A 14,576-nucleotide genomic window follows, 5' to 3' on the forward strand; every position below is an offset into this window, starting at 1 on the left:
GGCCCGCCACGCACCGTCCTCCACGTACCGGGGGAGAGGCGAGTACATCGAAGGATGCAGTGACGGTTCGTCACTGACGACGACGTGTGCGGGGCTTCAGGACAGGAGGCTGGAGGGGACCGGAGGGAGAAGTGCCGTGATCGTCACGCTGATCGTCGTCTGCGAGGCCGGCTTCTGGGTTCTGCTGGCCGGCGGGCTGGCGCTGCGCTATCCGGCCGGGATGCCGCGCGCGGGCGCCGCCGTCCTGCTGCTGGAGCCCCTGCTGGAGGTCGTCCTGCTGGTCGCCACGGCCATCGACCTCAAGAACGGCGCGGAGCCGGACTGGAAACACGGCCTGGCCGCGCTCTACCTCGGCTACACCGTCGCCTACGGCCACTACACGATCAGCTGGATCGACGGCCATGCCGCCCACCGCTTCGCCGGCGGCCCGCCACCGGTGAAGCCGCCGCGCTTCGGCCTGGCCCGCGCGAAGCACGAGGGCACGCTGTGGCTGCGTACGGTCCTGGCCGCCGCGGTCGCGGCCGGCCTGCTCCAGATCGCGATCTGGTACGTGGGCGACGCGAGCAGGACCGGACCGCTGACCGACTGGCAGCTCATCGCGGTGCGGGCCGCCGGGATCCACGGCCTGATCGCCCTGACGTACGCGATCTGGCCGAAGAAGGCCCCGGCGCGCGTGGAGCGCTGACCCGGCCTAGGCCGGGTCCGGCGGATCGTTGCGGGCTCCCGCCGCCCAACACGGCTCAGCGCTCGCCGCCCGGCACCCACAGCACGTCTCCGACCTCCTTGTTCGCCACCCGCGCGAGAATGAACAGGAGGTCGGAGAGACGGTTCAGATACGTCGCCGTCAGCGGGTTCATCAGCTCGCCGTGGACCTCGAACGCCGACCAGGTCGAGCGCTCGGCACGCCGTACCACCGTGCAGGCCTGGTGCAGCAGCGCCGCCCCCGGCGTACCACCGGGCAGGATGAAGCTGCGCAGCTTCTCCAGCTCCTCCAGGAACCGGTCGCAGTCCGCCTCCAGCTTGTCGATGTACGGCTGCTCGACCCGCAGCGGCGGGTACTCCGGGTTCTCCACCACCGGCGTGGCCAGGTCGGCGCCCACGTCGAACAGGTCGTTCTGGACGCGGACGAGGACCTTCACGACCTCCTCGGAAAGCTGCCCCAGGGCGATGGCCGTACCGATGGCGGCATTGGCCTCGTTGGCGTCGGCGTAGGCGGAGATCCGCAGATCGGTCTTGGCGGTACGGCTCATGTCGCCGAGCGCCGTCGTGCCCTTGTCGCCGGTACGGGTGTAGATACGCGTCAGATTGACCATACGGCCAGCCTAGGCCGCGCCCGCCTGGTGGCAGGCGTGGCGCCCGAAGACTCGGCGCGGTGCCGGGCGGGGGCGGTGGGGCCCCATGGACGACATGGAAGAGATCCGGGGGGAAACGGTGCTCAAGTACGCGGTACGCGGCGCCTGATGGACCCCGCCGGTGTGATGTCCGTCATGTGAGACGTGACGCGCATCTCTTCACCGCCACACGGCCGTCCGCGGACGCTAACCTCCGGCAGAGCACGCAAAGGTAAACAGGATGTTAAGGCCGAAGAGGAATCGTGGGGTGCGTCGTGGCCAGGAAGCTCGCCGTCATCGGGGCCGGACTCATGGGGTCGGGTATCGCGCAGGTCTCGGCCCAGGCGGGCTGGGACGTCGTACTGCGTGATGTCACCGACGCGGCCCTGGCCCGGGGAATCGACGGCATCCGGGCCTCCTTCGGCAAGTTCGTCACCAAGGGCAAGCTCGAAGAGGCGGACGCCGACGCGGCGCTCGCCCGGATCACCACCACCACCGACCTCGACGCCGTCGCCGACGCGGACATCGTCGTCGAGGCCGTCTTCGAGCAGCTCGACGTCAAGCACGAGATCTTCCGTACGCTCGACAAGCTCGTACGGGACGACGCCGTCCTCGCCTCCAACACCTCGGCCATCCCGATCACCAAGATCGCGGCGATCACCGAGCGCCCGGAGCGTGTCGTCGGTACGCACTTCTTCTCACCGGTGCCGATGATGCGCCTCTGCGAGCTGGTCCGCGGCTACAAGACGAGCGACGAAACTCTCGCCACCGCACGGGAGTTCGCCGAATCCGTGGGCAAAACCTGCATCGTCGTCAACCGCGATGTGGCAGGCTTCGTCACCACACGACTGATCTCCGCGCTCGTCGTCGAGGCCGCCAAGCTCTACGAGTCGGGCGTCGCGTCCGCGGAGGACATCGACACCGCCTGCAAGCTGGGGTTCGGCCACGCCATGGGCCCCTTGGCCACCGCCGATCTGACGGGCGTCGACATCCTTCTCCATGCGACCGGCAACATCTACACCGAGTCGCAGGACGAGAAGTTCGCACCGCCGGAGCTGATGCGCCGGATGGTGGACGCGGGTGACATCGGCCGCAAGAGCGGGCAGGGGTTCTACAAGCACTGAACCGCGCAGGCCGTCCCGGTACCGCCCCCACAGGGTGAATTCGGTATCGGTTCGCATACGGACGGCAACTTCTTCGGCCGCACGGCAGTCAGTTGTTGGAAGACAGAACAGACAACGGAGCACAGAAGCACTCTCGGGGAGCGCATATGCACATCAGGGGCGACCACGCCGAGCTGGTCGTCGAGGGCCGCCTCGACGTCCGCAGCGCGGCGGACGCCCGTACGGTCCTGCACTCGGCCGTCGACGACGGAGCCGGCGATCTCGTGCTCGACCTGACCGATCTGGACTCCTGGGACGCCACGGGACTCGGCGTCATCATGGGAGCCCACCGACGTGCGGGGCGCTGTGGCCGCAGACTTGTGCTGCGTGGCGTCCCGCCACAGATGCAGAGACTGCTGGTGGCCACCCGATTGCACCGCATTCTCGCCATCGAGGGCGGAATCGCCGCAGAGTCGCTCCCTCGGGTCTGACCCGGCCACATCGCACAATCATCACGAGACCGTGACGTCTTGGACGGGGTGGCACCCCGCCTGTTCGCGGATACCCTGCGGAGGTCTAGGGTTCGGCCGTCTGCCGATTGACGGACCCATAGAGCAGGCACCGGACTGGATGGGCGTGCGAGGGCCGGGGGGCAACGGCACGCCACGATCTGGGGGCTTTCACCATGGACCCGATGAGCCGGGGACCGGAAGAGTACGGGCACGACGGCGAACACGTCGGCGGGAGCGCGGACTCGCAGCGTCCGCCGCGTGTCGCGATCACGCCGGCGATCACCGCCGCGATGACACCGGCGCTCGCTCCCGCGAGCCCGCCCCCGATCACCTCTTCCCTGGGACATCTCAAGGGCGCCAGCTCCGCCACGCCGGTGCCTGTCCGCACGGTCCAGCTGATCTCGGGCGACTTCCTGCTGACCGTAAATCCCGTCGACGGCAGTGAGATCGAGCTCTGCCCGCCGGGGAGACAGCCCGCCGCCCCCGCCCGGCGCGATGCCAAGGAACGGGCCGATCTGCAGCGCGCCGGCCGGCCGCCGGTACCGCCGGGACCGGCGGCGCCGCCGCTGCCGCTGCTGCAGCGGCGGGAGGAACGCGCCGAGCTGATACGGCTGCTGGGCCGCGGCCGCTCCGTACGCCTCACCGGACCCGCCGGCTCAGGACGCACCGCACTGCTCGAAGCCGTCGCGATGGACTGCGCCGCTCTCGCGCCCGACGGAGTCGTACGGCTCTCCGGCTATCGCCGCACCGTCACCGAGCTGCTGTACGAGCTGCACGCGGCCGTCCACCGGTCCGCGCTCCACCGGCCCGACCGCGCCGGACTGCTCGAACTGGTCCGTGACATCGGCGCGGTCGTCGTCCTGGACGACCTGGAGTTCGGCGGCGAACCGCTGGACGAACTGCTGGCCGCCACACCCGAGTGCGCCTACCTGCTCGCCGTGACACCCGACGTCGACGAGCCCTCGGCGGACGCGCCCCTGGACGAGGTCCTGCTCGGCGGCCTGGGCCGCGGCGCCTCGCTGGAACTGCTGGAGCGCGCCGTCGAACGGCCGCTCACCGACGAGGAGGCGAACTGGGCGGGCGACCTCTGGTTCGAGTCCGAGGGACTGCCGCTGCGCTTCGTCCAGGCTGCGGCGCTGCTGCGCCAGCGCGACCGGCCGCGCCGCGGCCCGGAGGCCTTCGACGAGTTCGAGCCCTTCGACCAGGCTGCTGTGAACGCGCTGTTCGACACGCGCGACGGGTACGACGTACCCCTGCCCAGCCTCGGTGAGGGCGCGGCGCCCGCGGCGCTGCTCGCCTCCCGGCTGAGCGAGGCCGCCCGCGCCACCCTGCGGTTCGCCGTCGCCCTCGGCGGCGAAGTCCCGCACCAGGCCCATCTGCCGGCCCTGGTGGGCGACACGCACGCGGACGCCGCGCTCGGCGAGCTGATGAGCTGCGCGCTGCTCACCCCGGTCGGCGGGCGCTACCGGCTCGCCGCCGGAGTCGCCGCCCAGCTGGAGGAGAAGGGGTACGGCGACGACGCCGTGGCCCACGCGCACACCGCCGCCCAGCACTACGCCTGGTGGGCCGGCCACCCCTCGGTCACGCCCGAGCGCGCCGCCGCCGAGGCGGACGCCGTCCTCGCGTCGATGGGGCCGCTGGTACCCGGCCAGGAGTCGGGGCACCCGAGCGCCGCCGTCCTGCTGGCCCGGAGCGCCGCGCCCGCCTTCCTGGCGGGGCTGCACTGGGGCGCCTGGGAGCGGGCCCTGCGGGCCGGCTCGGAGGCCGCCAGGCTCGCCGGGGAGGTCGCCGAAGAGGCGTACTTCCACCATGAGTTGGGCGTGCTCGCGCTCTGCGTCGGAAATCTGGACCGGGCCCGGGCCGAACTGGAGGCCTCGATCGGGATGCGCGGGGCCGTCGCCGACAAGAGCGGCACGGTCGCGGGACGCAGGGCGCTGGCCCTGGTCACGGACCGCGAGAAGGCGCTGTCGGCCGGACGCGCGCCCGTGGGCGAGGAGATGACGCTCGCGCGGTACGAGGAGCAGACGTCGCCGCACGGCGGCGCACCGGCGCTGCCCGGACTGCCGGCGCTGCCGGCCCCGGTCGAGAGCAAGGCGCTGGCCGCCCGGCGCGACGTCCCGGCCCTCGGCCCCGGCCCGAGCGCCGGCGCGGGTTCGGGCTTGGGCTCGGGCTCCGGCTCGGGTTCGGGTTCCGCTGCCGGTCCTGGCTCCAGGCCCAGGCCCGCGGCGCACGGTCGCCGCCCGGCGGCCGGCGGCGCCCGCCGCAATCTGGTCGCGGCCGGCGCGGGCGCGGTCCTCGCGGCCGTACTGGGCACGGTGGTGACGCTGGGCGCGACCTCGGGCAACGACAACACGCCGACGGACAGGGTCCAGACGGAACAGACCGACCCGGACGACAGCGACGAGGGCCTGCCCGCCGAGCAGCCCACCGACGGCTCGACCCACCGCCCCGGCGGCGGCCAGTCGGAGGCGGGCGTCCCCGGTACGTCCGCACCGACGGGCAGCGGAGCGCCTTCGGGTACGGCGTCGACGCCGGGCGGCTCCACCGGCAGCAGTTCGTCCCCGACCGGCAATCCGTCGACCCCGGGCAAGCCGCCGAAGCCCCCGACCAAGCCGCCGACGACCCCTTCCACCAAGCCGCCGGGCACCCCGTCGTCGAGCCCGTCGGGCACCCCCTCGACCTCGCCGTCCCAGACACCCACCGGCGACCCGACATCCCCGTCGGAACCCGCCACCACAGCAAGCGGCACATCCCCCAGCATCACCGAACCCACCCCGGAGCCCGACGACACATTCCTCTAACCGGACCCGCCTAAGCGCTGTCTCTCCGGGGCCGCCCGCGGGCGGCCTTCTGGATCCGGGTGGCCCGTCAGCAAGCTGTCTCGGAGCCCATCCAGGGTCGGGCGAGAGCGGTGGTCATTCCGGTTCGTGCTGGGCGAGAACTCGGGTGAGCAGGCGGGTCAGGGTCTGTCGGTCCTCGGCTGACAGCGGTTTGAGCAGGTCGTCCTGTACCTGATCGAGCACCCCGTCCATGCGCCGCAGTTGCCGGACACCGCCCCCGGTGAGGGTCACCTTGTTGCGCCGTCCGTGGTCCGGGTCCGGCGTCCGGTCGACGAAGCCCTGCTCGACCAGTTCGTTGATGGCCGCCACGACGTCGCTGCGGTCGATACGGCCCCGGCGGCCGAGCTCCGCCTGGCTGGCGGGCCCGAACTCGTGCAGTGCCGCCAGGATGCGGTAGTGATACCCGCGGGCCCCGGCAGCGGTGAAGCCGTCGGACACCAGCCGGCGGGCGTGCACGGCCAGCTGGGTGGAGCAACCATCAAAGGAGCCGTCGTGCCCGCTGCTGCCGCCGCCCGGACCGCCGACCGAGCCGAGATCGCCGACCTGTTCGCCCGCCTGGCCAACCTGCTGGACGAGTGCCGCCACGAAGACGCCGGCACCGTCTATCACGACGACGTCGTGGTGCGCTCGCCGCGGGGCGAGCTGCACGGCCTCGATGAGGTGACCGCCCACCTGAAGCGAAGCCAGGTCGAGGGTGAGCACACCCAACACGTGCACGGGGACGTGCTGGTGCACGTTGACGGTGACCGCGCGAAGGCCACCGCGAACCAGCTCACGTACTTCTACCGCGACGGCGAAGCGCCCCATCGGACAAGCGGTCTGCGCGTGGCCTGCACCGCGGTGCGGACATCGCCCGGCTGGCGATTCAGCGAGAGCCAGATCACGCTCGCCTGGATGCAGGAGAAGTGACGTGGTGAGTCAGGACCGGACCTCGGCCCTGACTGCGCGGCAGGCCGAGGCGACCCCACTCACCTGACAACGGAACTCGCTCACGGCGGTGCGGGCGGCGACATCCGGCCGGCCAGCGACACCGTCCGCCCAAAGGTCCAGCGGTGCCGACCCCGCCCGCTGGAGGACTCGACGCCGTAGACCTTGTCCCCGTGGAGCTCGGCCGATCGCGGCGTCGTCGCGCTCCCTTGAAGCGGGACTGACCGCCCGCGGGGTACCGGTCACCCAGTCGCGTACCTCAACCCAAAGACGTTGACCGTCCAGGCGATATGTGACGGTGACGCGACTGCCTTTCGCCGCGCGTGGCAACCAACTCGGAGACTGCCGACTTCAAGGCGTCCCCCACTTCGGGGAGTCCCCACCTTTTGGATAATTCGCGCTTCAACTCGAGCCGCTCTCGCGCCGGGTCGATAATGCCGATAGCGCGCCTGTTCAGTCCTTCGGACAGTCATTCTTGCCCCTTGGAAAGTGTCAAGTCCCCACTTTGGGGAGTGGCGAAGGACTGTTGCTCTCACAGTCGGCGGACGGCACACTTGACCTGCAAGAAGATGCAAAGGAGGCGGCGCGCAAGTGCCCACCAACAGCAATCCGACGATCCGTCAGCGAAGGCTGGCAAGGCGGCTTCGCGACCTGCGAACGGACGCCGGGCTGACGCATGCTGACGCTTCGAAGGTGCTTGGGTCGGCTGAATCGAAGATCGGGCGCATCGAGAACGCCCAGTCCGGTGTTCGGCTGCCGGATCTTCGTGCCCTGATGGATGCGTACGGCATGACGAACCCCGCCGAGCGCAGCGATATCGAACTTCTCGCACGTGAGGCCAAACAAAAAGGCTGGTGGTCGCGCTACGCCAACGCTGTTGATTCTGCCTACGCTGCATACGTCGCCGTCGAGTGGGACGCCGCAGAGCTGTACAACGTCGAGACCAATTTGGTCCCGGGCTTGCTCCAAACTCCGGAGTACACGAAAGCGCTGATCCAACTCCAAGCGCCGGATGCCACTCCGGAACAGGCTGAAGCACAGATCAACGTACGACGTGAACGTCGAAAGATCCTGACCCGCGAAAATCCGCTTCAGCTGCGGGTGATCGTGACGGAAGGCGCCCTGCTCCACCGTGTCGGCGGCTCCAAGGTGATGAGAGCACAGCTCGAAGCCCTGCTTGAGGCCAGTCGAGAGGCGAACATCCAGTTCCAGGTGTTGCCACGGGAAGATCCGATGAACGTGTGCCTGTTCGGGCCGTTCGTCATCATGAGTTTTCCGACCTCGGCAGAGACCGACATCATTTACACCGAGTCACCGACCAGCACGTTGTACTACGAGGAGGTGGCCGACGTAGAGACATACACGATGCTGTTTCGACGGCTCAACATGGCCGCCGCGAACGTCAGCAGGTCACGGGAGCTCATCATGGCCGCCATAAAGGGAATGGAATAGAAGGATGAAGCCTTACATCGAATCTGCTTCAGCAGTGGGGCTTGAGTGGGTGAAGTCCTCGTACTCCGGGAACAACGGCAACTGCGCGGAAGTCGCCGTGATGCCGGATGGCCGTCGCGCACTGCGTGACAGCAAGAACTCACACGGCCCCGCGCTGGTCTTCACCACGGACGAGTTCAACGCGTTCGTCCGCGGTGTCATGGACGGCGAGTTCACCGAGCAGTAGCCGCCCCATGAAAGGCACCACATCGAGAGCGCCCGCCCCCTCTTCGAGGGCGGGCGCTCTCGCGCCTCGCGCCACTGGCGCCGCCGGCGTTTCACTGACCGCGTGGCCACGTTGGCCGCATGGCTGCCGTCGCTTGTCGGCCGTTACTGGGCGGGCCATCCGAGCGCGTTGAAGACTGCGACGGGGTCCAGGTAGTCCCGCCAGTGCGTGACTTTTCGGTCCTTGATTGTGATCACAGAGACGAAGCGGTTGTCGTAGGTCCGCCCGGTTCTCACTGCCTGCCCGTGCACCGCGTACTCAAGCACGATCACCGACGCCTCATGATCCCGGTGAACGGCCAGTTCGTCCGCGCTGCGCAGGACCATGGTGCTGCCGTAGCCGCGGTACAGCTCGGCCACGGCCCGGCGTCCCTCAACCCGTCGCGGGTATCCGGGAACGGAGATCACGTAGTCGAAGATGACGTCCTCCGCCAGGAGATCGAAGAAGTGCTGTCCGTCAACGAAGCCCGCCAGTCCTTCCTCGATGATTCGGAAGAAGGGATCCAGCGCCGCGAAGTCGTCGAAGTCATCGATGGGCGTGGTCACTTGGCTGCCTGGAGGGTCCACGCGCGTGCGTTCCGCCGGGCGAAGTCCTGGAAGGTGACCGGCGGCCTGCCCGTGACCTTCTCAACGTCGTCATTCGGCCGGGAACCGTTGCCGGAGATGATGGTCCCCGTCAGCCAGCGGAGCATCACGGCGTAGTCGGCGGGTACGAAGCCGCCTGCGATCGCACCGCCGATCCATGCGTCAGCGTCGATGTCGTTGTGGGTGACGGGTCCGCCGATCACGTCGGCGATGATGTCGGCGACCTCGCTGACCGTGAGCGACCGAGGGCCGGCCGGCGCGTACTGCGCGCCGGCGTGGGCGTCGGGGGCGACCAGCGTCTCCACCGCGACCGCCGCGATGTCCTCGGCATCGACGAAGGCTTCCGCGCCGCCGCGGGTCGGTACGGTGATGGCACCTTCGATGACCGGCACGTGTTCGTCACTGAAGTTCTGCATGACCCATGCGGGACGCAGGATGGAGTGGGTGAAGGCTCCTCGGCCCGCGAGGTCGAGCTCGACGGCCCGGATGTCGACCTCCGGTGGCGCCTGGTCGCTGCCGTAGGCGCTGAGGTACGTCACGTGCCGCACCCCGGCTCCTGCGGCACGATCGAGGAAGTCGGAGACCAGGCCGGCGTACTTGACCCGCATGACGGGCGTGACGAGGTAGACGCGGTCGACACCGTCCAGGGCACGGGCATGCGTAGCCGGGTCGTCCCAGTCGAACAGCACGTCGGCGCCGTGGCGCGAGGCAGTACGCGCACGCAGACCCCGCTCGATGAGTTTCCGCGCCACCAGCGAGCCGGTTCGTCCGGTACCGCCGAGTACAAGTGTCGTCTGCTGTGAATCAGTCATGACTCCATGGTGAGAGCAGCTATCGAGCGAATCAATGCGTGATTCTCTCGTTCCTTTGTTTCAAACGCTCATGTAATTGACCGCCGTGATTGTCTGGCTTAATACTTGGCGCATGGATCTGCTGGACGACCACCTGGTGAGAGCGCGGGCCTCGGGCGCTGTTTTCGCTCGAACGGTGGCCACGCCCCCCTGGGGATTGCGGCTGGGGGGCTCGATCCAGCTCGCGGTGCACGCTGTCGTACGGGGGCGGGGGTGGCTGTGGTTCGACGACGACTCTCAGAGCCCGATGGAGCTCTCGCCGGGCGACGTGACACTTGTCCGCGGGGGCCCCGACCACTACATCGGCCATGAACCCGGTGCCGACTGCCTCGAACCGGAGGAGTTCCGGGAGCGTCACCGGCGCGACGGATGCTCGGACGACCCGCGGGCCACGGTGTTCCTGTGCGGCGCCTACCGGTTTTCGGGGGACATCGGCAGCGGCCTGCTCGATGCGCTGCCTCAGGTGCTGCCACTTTCGGCGGCCGTCGGTGATCCCCTGCGCGACGTGATTGGCCTGCTGTCCCACGAGCTGGCTTCCCCTGAGCCGGGTCAGCCCACTGTGCTGGACCGGCTCCTCGACGTACTTCTGGTGCTTGCCATCCGAACCAGTTTCCGTCAGAGCGCCACCGCACCTCGCTGGTACCGGGCGTCGGCGGATCCCCGGCTGAACGCGGCGTTGCAAGCCATGCACGAGGATGCCGGGCACCCGTGGTCGGTCCCCGAGCTCGCCGAGATCAGCGGACTGTCCCGGGCGGCCTTCGCACGGACCTTCCGGGACGCGCTCGGCCAGACACCGATGCAATACCTGACGGACTGGCGAATGGCCCTGGCCCGCGACTACCTGTGCAATGGCGAGCTGAGCCTGGCGAAAATCGCGGACGTGATCGGCTACGGCTCGCCCTACGCGTTCGCCGCAGCCTTCCGGCGCCATCACGGAGACCCGCCCGGAGCATGGCGGCAACGGGAGTTGACCCGCACCAGCAGTCCGCCGGCCGGCGACCGCATCCACCTCCGCTGACGCCCGCACGCCTCAGCCTCACCGGTCGGATCGGCCGCCACCACACATCCGACCGCCACGACCACCAACACGGCGAACCCAGCGCTAGGCCCTGTCCGGTCGATCTTCGCGGGCCGATCCACGAAGATCGACCGGACAGGACCTAGCCGGGTTTGATGGCGGCGAGCTGGACGAGCAGCAGGACCAGTCGGTAGGCCTCGGCGAAGTCGGTGGCGGTGAAGGTGACCGTACGGCCGCCCTCAGCGCGTGAGACGCCCGGCACAAGTGTCGCCAGCTCAACCATGTACGTGCCGTAGAGGTCGACCTCGACATCAAGCGGTCCGGCAAGGGTCAGCGGCGAAACCCCTGCACGCCGCGACATGGCTTCGGCCGCCGCCCGGCGCAGGCGATCCCGCGCTTCTTCGGGGTGCAGGACGACGGCGGCAGCCTGACCGAGGGCTTGTTTGACCGCGACCGTGACCGCGGAGGGGACCAGATCACTCAGTTCGGCGCAGGCGATGTCGTCACCACTGAGCAGCACCACCGGCACGCCCACATGCCCAGCCATAGCTGCGTTGAGCCCGATCTCACCCATGGAACGCCCGGCCACGCGCACGTCGAGGACATTGTCGCTCATGGTGTGCGCCAGCACAGCCGGCCCGCGACCGGCGCGGGCGTGGTAGCCGACCAACAGGACAGCGTCGGTGTGTTCGTCGAGCCCGCCGAGCATGCCCAGCGGTCGCGGCTTGCCACGAACCAGGTGTGCCCGTCGGTCAAGTTCCTCCGGCAGCAGGTTACGGAAAGGCCCGTGTGCGTCGGCGACCAGAACCACCGCAGTGGGTTCGGCGTCCAGGACGCCGGCGATCACGGCGTTCGCATCAGCCGTCATCAACGCCCGGCCGCGCTCGTAGTCGTAGCGATCCGGATTCGTCTCGGTGGGATGCACGATCCCCGAGATGCCCTCCATGTCAACTGAGATCAGCACCTTCATGAGTCGGGGAGTCTACGCACCGTGCTCATGGCGCGGGGGCCGCCCTTGGGCGGCCCCCGCGTGTGTGTACGTCAGAACAGGCGGAGCTTGTCGTCCTCGATGCCGCGTAGGCCGTTGTAGTCGAGGACCACGCAGCCGATGCCGCGGTCCGTTGCCAGGACTCGGGCCTGCGGCTTGATCTCCTGGGCCGCGAACAGGCCCTTGACCGGGGCCAGATGGGGGTCGCGGTTGAGGAGTTCGAGGTAGCGGGTGAGCTGCTCGACGCCGTCGATCTCGCCGCGCCGCTTGATCTCCACCGCCACCGTCGCGCCGTCCGCGTCCCGGCACAGGATGTCCACCGGGCCGATGGCCGTGGGGTACTCGCGGCGGATCAGGCTGTAGCCCGCGCCGAGTGTGTCGATACGGTCCGCGAGGAGTTCCTGGAGGTGCGCTTCCACGCCGTCCTTGATGAGGCCCGGGTCGACGCCGAGCTCATGCGAGGAATCGTGGAGGACTTCCTCCATCGTGATGATCAGTTTCTCGCCCGCTTTGTTCACGACGGTCCATACGCCGGCCTCCTCGTCCACGCCCTCTTTGAGCGTGCACGGCGGCGACATCCAGTTCAGCGGTTTGTACGCCCGGTCGTCGGCGTGGATCGACACGCTGCCGTCGGCCTTGACCAGGATGAGGCGGGGAGCGGAGGGCAGGTGGGCGGTGAGCCGGCCCGCGTAGTCCACGGAGCAGCGGGCAATGACGAGACGCATGGTCGGCAACGCTACTCGACCGGCGGTGCCGGGCGCGATTCGCCCCGGAAGCCCCCTTCGTTATTGGCCGGTTGTGTTCCCATTCGCCTGGTGCGGGCCGGGTCACGCGCCTAACGTGGATGCAGGAGGTCGCCGGTCGTGCACGCTGCGTCGTCGTCGCCTCCTTCCCTGCCCGAAAGGCCCCGATTCCCGGGGTCGCGAGAGGAGAACCCATGTCGCTCGACGTCTCACCGGCTCTGTTGGATCAGGCCGAGCGAGGCGAGGTCGACGAAGCGGCTTTCGTCGACTGCGTCCGGACCTCCCTGCCCTTCGCATGGGAGATGATCAGCTCGCTGGTGGTCCAGCTGAAGGTGGACGGCGGACAGTTCGCCGACAATCAGACGCCCCCGCCGGACGAGCAGGCTCGAGGCCAGCTGCTGCGCGCGCTGGCGAGTGATGCCATACGCGGCGCACTGCAGCGGCACTTCGGAGTGCGTATCGCATTCCAGAACTGCCACCGTGTGGCGGTGTTCCCGCTGGACACCTCGGTCGATGAGCGGCTGGCCCGCTTCACCTCGGTAAGGGCCCAGCTGCTCAACCAGTCCCCGGAACTGCGGGACTGCTGACGTCGCTTGCTGCCGCTCCGCACCGCGGGGGGAGGTGCCAAGGGGTGCCGGAGCGGCAGCGGCCCGTACCGCTCGAACGACGGTCGGGCACCCGGCGGTCGCACCACTGACGCACCACTGACGGTACTGACGCACCACTGACGGTCGCGCAACCGACGCTCGCACGGCCGTCGTTCGCCCGGCCGGCGGTCAGTGCAGCAGCGGCAGGACCTCGGTCCCCAGCCGTCGTACGTTCTCCTCCGTCGCCGCCAGATCACCGGAGCCCTCGACGAGCAGCGCGAAGCGTGTGATGCCGGTACGTTCCGAGGTGGCCGCGAGCCGGTCCGCGGCCAGCCGGGGCGGACCCACCGGATGCAGTCCGCACAGCAGTTCCGTGTACGCCACCGGGTCGCGCATCGACCGGGGCCTGCCGTCGACCGTCACATGGGCGCCGAGCCCCTGCCGCAGCCAGCCGGGCATCGCCTTGACGAGGCTCTCCGTCGCCTCGGCCCGGCCGTCCGCGATCTGGGCGACCCCGGCCGACACATGCCCGGCGGTCGCGATCTCCGTCGCCGTCCGGCCCGCGGTACGCGCGTGATCCCGCCACAGGGCGACCATCTCCGCCTTCTCCTCGTCGCCGCAGTGCATCCCCAGCAGCATCGGCAGGCCGTTCTCGGCGGCGAGTTTCACGCTCTTCGGCGAGGTGCACGCCACCACCACCTCGGGCCCGCCGCCGCCCCCGCCGCCGGCCTCCGCCTGGGAGGTGATCAGCTCGTCCGGCCGTGGTACGACGGGGACTTCGCGGAAATTGAAGCGTTCCCCCGAGGCCGACACCCGGGGCTCGCGCAGCCAGCGCAGCAGCAGCTCCAGCGACTCGGGGAAGTGCTGCTCGTACGCGCTCAGACCCGTGCCGAACACCTCCAGATCGACCCAGGGGCCGCCCCGGCCCACACCGAGCGAGAACCGCCCGCCGGAGACGAGATGGAGCAGCGCGGCCTGCTCGCCGAGGGCCACCGGATGTACGTTCGGCAACACGCTGACCGCCGTACCCACCCGGATGTGTCGGGTACGGCCGAGGAGCAGCCCGGCCAGGGTCACGGCCGACGGGCACACGCCGTACGGCACGAAGTGGTGCTCGGCCAGCCAGACCGAATCCAGTCCGGATTCCTCGGCCAGCTCGGTGGTGCGCACCGCTCTGTGCAGCGCTTCACCCTGTCCCTGGCCCGGGAACTGCGCCGCCAGTACAAAAGCTCCAATACGCATCGCCTTCTGCCTCCTTGCGGCCGACGCGGCTCCCCCTACTGGCAACAACGTCTGACACGTGCCAAAGGCACGGTCATCCGTGAAGTTCTTGCGATTGTCCGGTAAGTACCATCTGTGGGGGTGGCGGTCCTGT

At 69.3% G+C, this 14,576-nt stretch carries 16 protein-coding genes; 9 read left to right on the top strand and 7 right to left on the bottom strand.

The window, feature by feature from the left end; translation table 11 throughout:
* The first annotated feature begins 136 nt into the window (after positions 1 to 136).
* Entirely contained in the window at positions 137 to 685 is a 549-nt protein-coding gene (locus tag ACZ6MZ_RS05680; protein ID WP_469350016.1) for a hypothetical protein, read from the top strand.
* A 55-nt stretch (positions 686 to 740) separates the two neighbouring features.
* On the opposite strand, the gene ACZ6MZ_RS05685 is transcribed toward ACZ6MZ_RS05680, so the two are convergent.
* A complete protein-coding gene (locus ACZ6MZ_RS05685; RefSeq protein WP_389788366.1) occupies positions 741 to 1,313 on the bottom strand; it encodes a cob(I)yrinic acid a,c-diamide adenosyltransferase in 573 nt (190 codons plus the stop codon).
* 293 nt (positions 1,314 to 1,606) lie between these two features.
* On the opposite strand from ACZ6MZ_RS05685, the gene ACZ6MZ_RS05690 reads away from it, so the two are divergent.
* From ACZ6MZ_RS05690 to ACZ6MZ_RS05700, 3 genes are all read left to right on the top strand, one after another.
* The gene (locus tag ACZ6MZ_RS05690; protein ID WP_384186403.1) at positions 1,607 to 2,455 is read left to right on the top strand and encodes a 3-hydroxyacyl-CoA dehydrogenase family protein; all 849 of its coding nucleotides are present in this window, start codon (positions 1,607 to 1,609) and stop codon (positions 2,453 to 2,455) included.
* Positions 2,456 to 2,601: 146 nt separating this feature from the next.
* On the top strand, positions 2,602 to 2,925 hold the full coding sequence (locus ACZ6MZ_RS05695; RefSeq protein WP_384186406.1) for an STAS domain-containing protein: 324 nt from the start codon (positions 2,602 to 2,604) through the stop codon (positions 2,923 to 2,925).
* A gap of 194 nt (positions 2,926 to 3,119) precedes the next feature.
* Positions 3,120 to 5,747 carry an ATP-binding protein gene (locus ACZ6MZ_RS05700; RefSeq protein WP_469350019.1) on the top strand — a complete coding sequence of 876 codons (2,628 nt, stop codon included), beginning with the start codon at positions 3,120 to 3,122 and terminating at the stop codon, positions 5,745 to 5,747.
* A 114-nt stretch (positions 5,748 to 5,861) separates the two neighbouring features.
* Here ACZ6MZ_RS05700 and ACZ6MZ_RS05705 read toward each other — a convergent pair whose 3' ends face one another.
* Positions 5,862 to 6,242 carry a MarR family winged helix-turn-helix transcriptional regulator gene (locus ACZ6MZ_RS05705; RefSeq protein ID WP_469350021.1) on the bottom strand — a complete coding sequence of 127 codons (381 nt, stop codon included), beginning with the start codon at positions 6,240 to 6,242 and terminating at the stop codon, positions 5,862 to 5,864.
* A gap of 36 nt (positions 6,243 to 6,278) precedes the next feature.
* Between ACZ6MZ_RS05705 and ACZ6MZ_RS05710 the strand changes: the two genes are divergently transcribed.
* The 3 genes from ACZ6MZ_RS05710 to ACZ6MZ_RS05720 all read left to right on the top strand — a co-directional run bounded on the left by ACZ6MZ_RS05710 (position 6,279) and on the right by ACZ6MZ_RS05720 (position 8,391).
* Entirely contained in the window at positions 6,279 to 6,695 is a 417-nt protein-coding gene (locus tag ACZ6MZ_RS05710) for a nuclear transport factor 2 family protein (protein WP_469350023.1), read from the top strand.
* Between the two features lie 609 nt (positions 6,696 to 7,304).
* Positions 7,305 to 8,165 (top strand): helix-turn-helix domain-containing protein, encoded by an 861-nt coding sequence (locus ACZ6MZ_RS05715; RefSeq protein ID WP_389783851.1) that lies wholly within the window; start codon positions 7,305 to 7,307, stop codon positions 8,163 to 8,165.
* Positions 8,166 to 8,169: 4 nt separating this feature from the next.
* On the top strand, positions 8,170 to 8,391 hold the full coding sequence (locus tag ACZ6MZ_RS05720; protein ID WP_469350025.1) for a DUF397 domain-containing protein: 222 nt from the start codon (positions 8,170 to 8,172) through the stop codon (positions 8,389 to 8,391).
* 143 nt (positions 8,392 to 8,534) lie between these two features.
* On the opposite strand, the gene ACZ6MZ_RS05725 is transcribed toward ACZ6MZ_RS05720, so the two are convergent.
* On the bottom strand, positions 8,535 to 8,975 hold the full coding sequence (locus ACZ6MZ_RS05725) for a nuclear transport factor 2 family protein (RefSeq protein ID WP_469350027.1): 441 nt from the start codon (positions 8,973 to 8,975) through the stop codon (positions 8,535 to 8,537).
* The gene (locus ACZ6MZ_RS05730) at positions 8,972 to 9,826 is read right to left on the bottom strand and encodes an NmrA family NAD(P)-binding protein (protein ID WP_469350029.1); all 855 of its coding nucleotides are present in this window, start codon (positions 9,824 to 9,826) and stop codon (positions 8,972 to 8,974) included. Before ACZ6MZ_RS05730 ends, ACZ6MZ_RS05725 begins: the two co-directional genes overlap by 4 nt.
* Before the next feature lie 112 nt (positions 9,827 to 9,938).
* Between ACZ6MZ_RS05730 and ACZ6MZ_RS05735 the strand changes: the two genes are divergently transcribed.
* On the top strand, positions 9,939 to 10,883 hold the full coding sequence (locus ACZ6MZ_RS05735) for an AraC family transcriptional regulator (protein ID WP_469350030.1): 945 nt from the start codon (positions 9,939 to 9,941) through the stop codon (positions 10,881 to 10,883).
* A gap of 142 nt (positions 10,884 to 11,025) precedes the next feature.
* On the opposite strand, the gene ACZ6MZ_RS05740 is transcribed toward ACZ6MZ_RS05735, so the two are convergent.
* The gene (locus tag ACZ6MZ_RS05740; RefSeq protein ID WP_469350031.1) at positions 11,026 to 11,853 is read right to left on the bottom strand and encodes a M55 family metallopeptidase; all 828 of its coding nucleotides are present in this window, start codon (positions 11,851 to 11,853) and stop codon (positions 11,026 to 11,028) included.
* A gap of 71 nt (positions 11,854 to 11,924) precedes the next feature.
* Positions 11,925 to 12,596 carry an endonuclease NucS gene (gene nucS, locus ACZ6MZ_RS05745; protein WP_384186439.1) on the bottom strand — a complete coding sequence of 224 codons (672 nt, stop codon included), beginning with the start codon at positions 12,594 to 12,596 and terminating at the stop codon, positions 11,925 to 11,927.
* Between the two features lie 212 nt (positions 12,597 to 12,808).
* Here nucS and ACZ6MZ_RS05750 point away from each other — a divergent pair, with 212 nt between their 5' ends.
* Positions 12,809 to 13,201 (top strand): SCO5389 family protein, encoded by a 393-nt coding sequence (locus ACZ6MZ_RS05750; RefSeq protein WP_384186442.1) that lies wholly within the window; start codon positions 12,809 to 12,811, stop codon positions 13,199 to 13,201.
* 189 nt (positions 13,202 to 13,390) lie between these two features.
* On the opposite strand, the gene ACZ6MZ_RS05755 is transcribed toward ACZ6MZ_RS05750, so the two are convergent.
* Complete coding sequence (locus tag ACZ6MZ_RS05755) at positions 13,391 to 14,443, bottom strand: LLM class flavin-dependent oxidoreductase (RefSeq protein ID WP_469350032.1); 1,053 nt, start codon at positions 14,441 to 14,443, stop codon at positions 13,391 to 13,393.
* Positions 14,444 to 14,576 lie beyond the last annotated feature (133 nt).

This window comes from Streptomyces sp. NPDC042201, from assembly GCF_055582185.1.

Coding starts and splice junctions, on each gene's coding strand:
- ACZ6MZ_RS05685 (WP_389788366.1), bottom strand. CDS start 1,313: ATGGTCAATCTGACGCGTATCTACACCCGTACCGGCGACAAGGGCACG.
- ACZ6MZ_RS05695 (WP_384186406.1), top strand. CDS start 2,602: ATGCACATCAGGGGCGACCACGCCGAGCTGGTCGTCGAGGGCCGCCTC.
- ACZ6MZ_RS05700 (WP_469350019.1), top strand. CDS start 3,120: ATGGACCCGATGAGCCGGGGACCGGAAGAGTACGGGCACGACGGCGAA.
- ACZ6MZ_RS05720 (WP_469350025.1), top strand. CDS start 8,170: ATGAAGCCTTACATCGAATCTGCTTCAGCAGTGGGGCTTGAGTGGGTG.
- ACZ6MZ_RS05730 (WP_469350029.1), bottom strand. CDS start 9,826: ATGACTGATTCACAGCAGACGACACTTGTACTCGGCGGTACCGGACGA.
- ACZ6MZ_RS05735 (WP_469350030.1), top strand. CDS start 9,939: ATGGATCTGCTGGACGACCACCTGGTGAGAGCGCGGGCCTCGGGCGCT.
- ACZ6MZ_RS05740 (WP_469350031.1), bottom strand. CDS start 11,853: ATGAAGGTGCTGATCTCAGTTGACATGGAGGGCATCTCGGGGATCGTG.
- nucS (WP_384186439.1), bottom strand. CDS start 12,596: ATGCGTCTCGTCATTGCCCGCTGCTCCGTGGACTACGCGGGCCGGCTC.
- ACZ6MZ_RS05750 (WP_384186442.1), top strand. CDS start 12,809: ATGTCGCTCGACGTCTCACCGGCTCTGTTGGATCAGGCCGAGCGAGGC.
- ACZ6MZ_RS05755 (WP_469350032.1), bottom strand. CDS start 14,443: ATGCGTATTGGAGCTTTTGTACTGGCGGCGCAGTTCCCGGGCCAGGGA.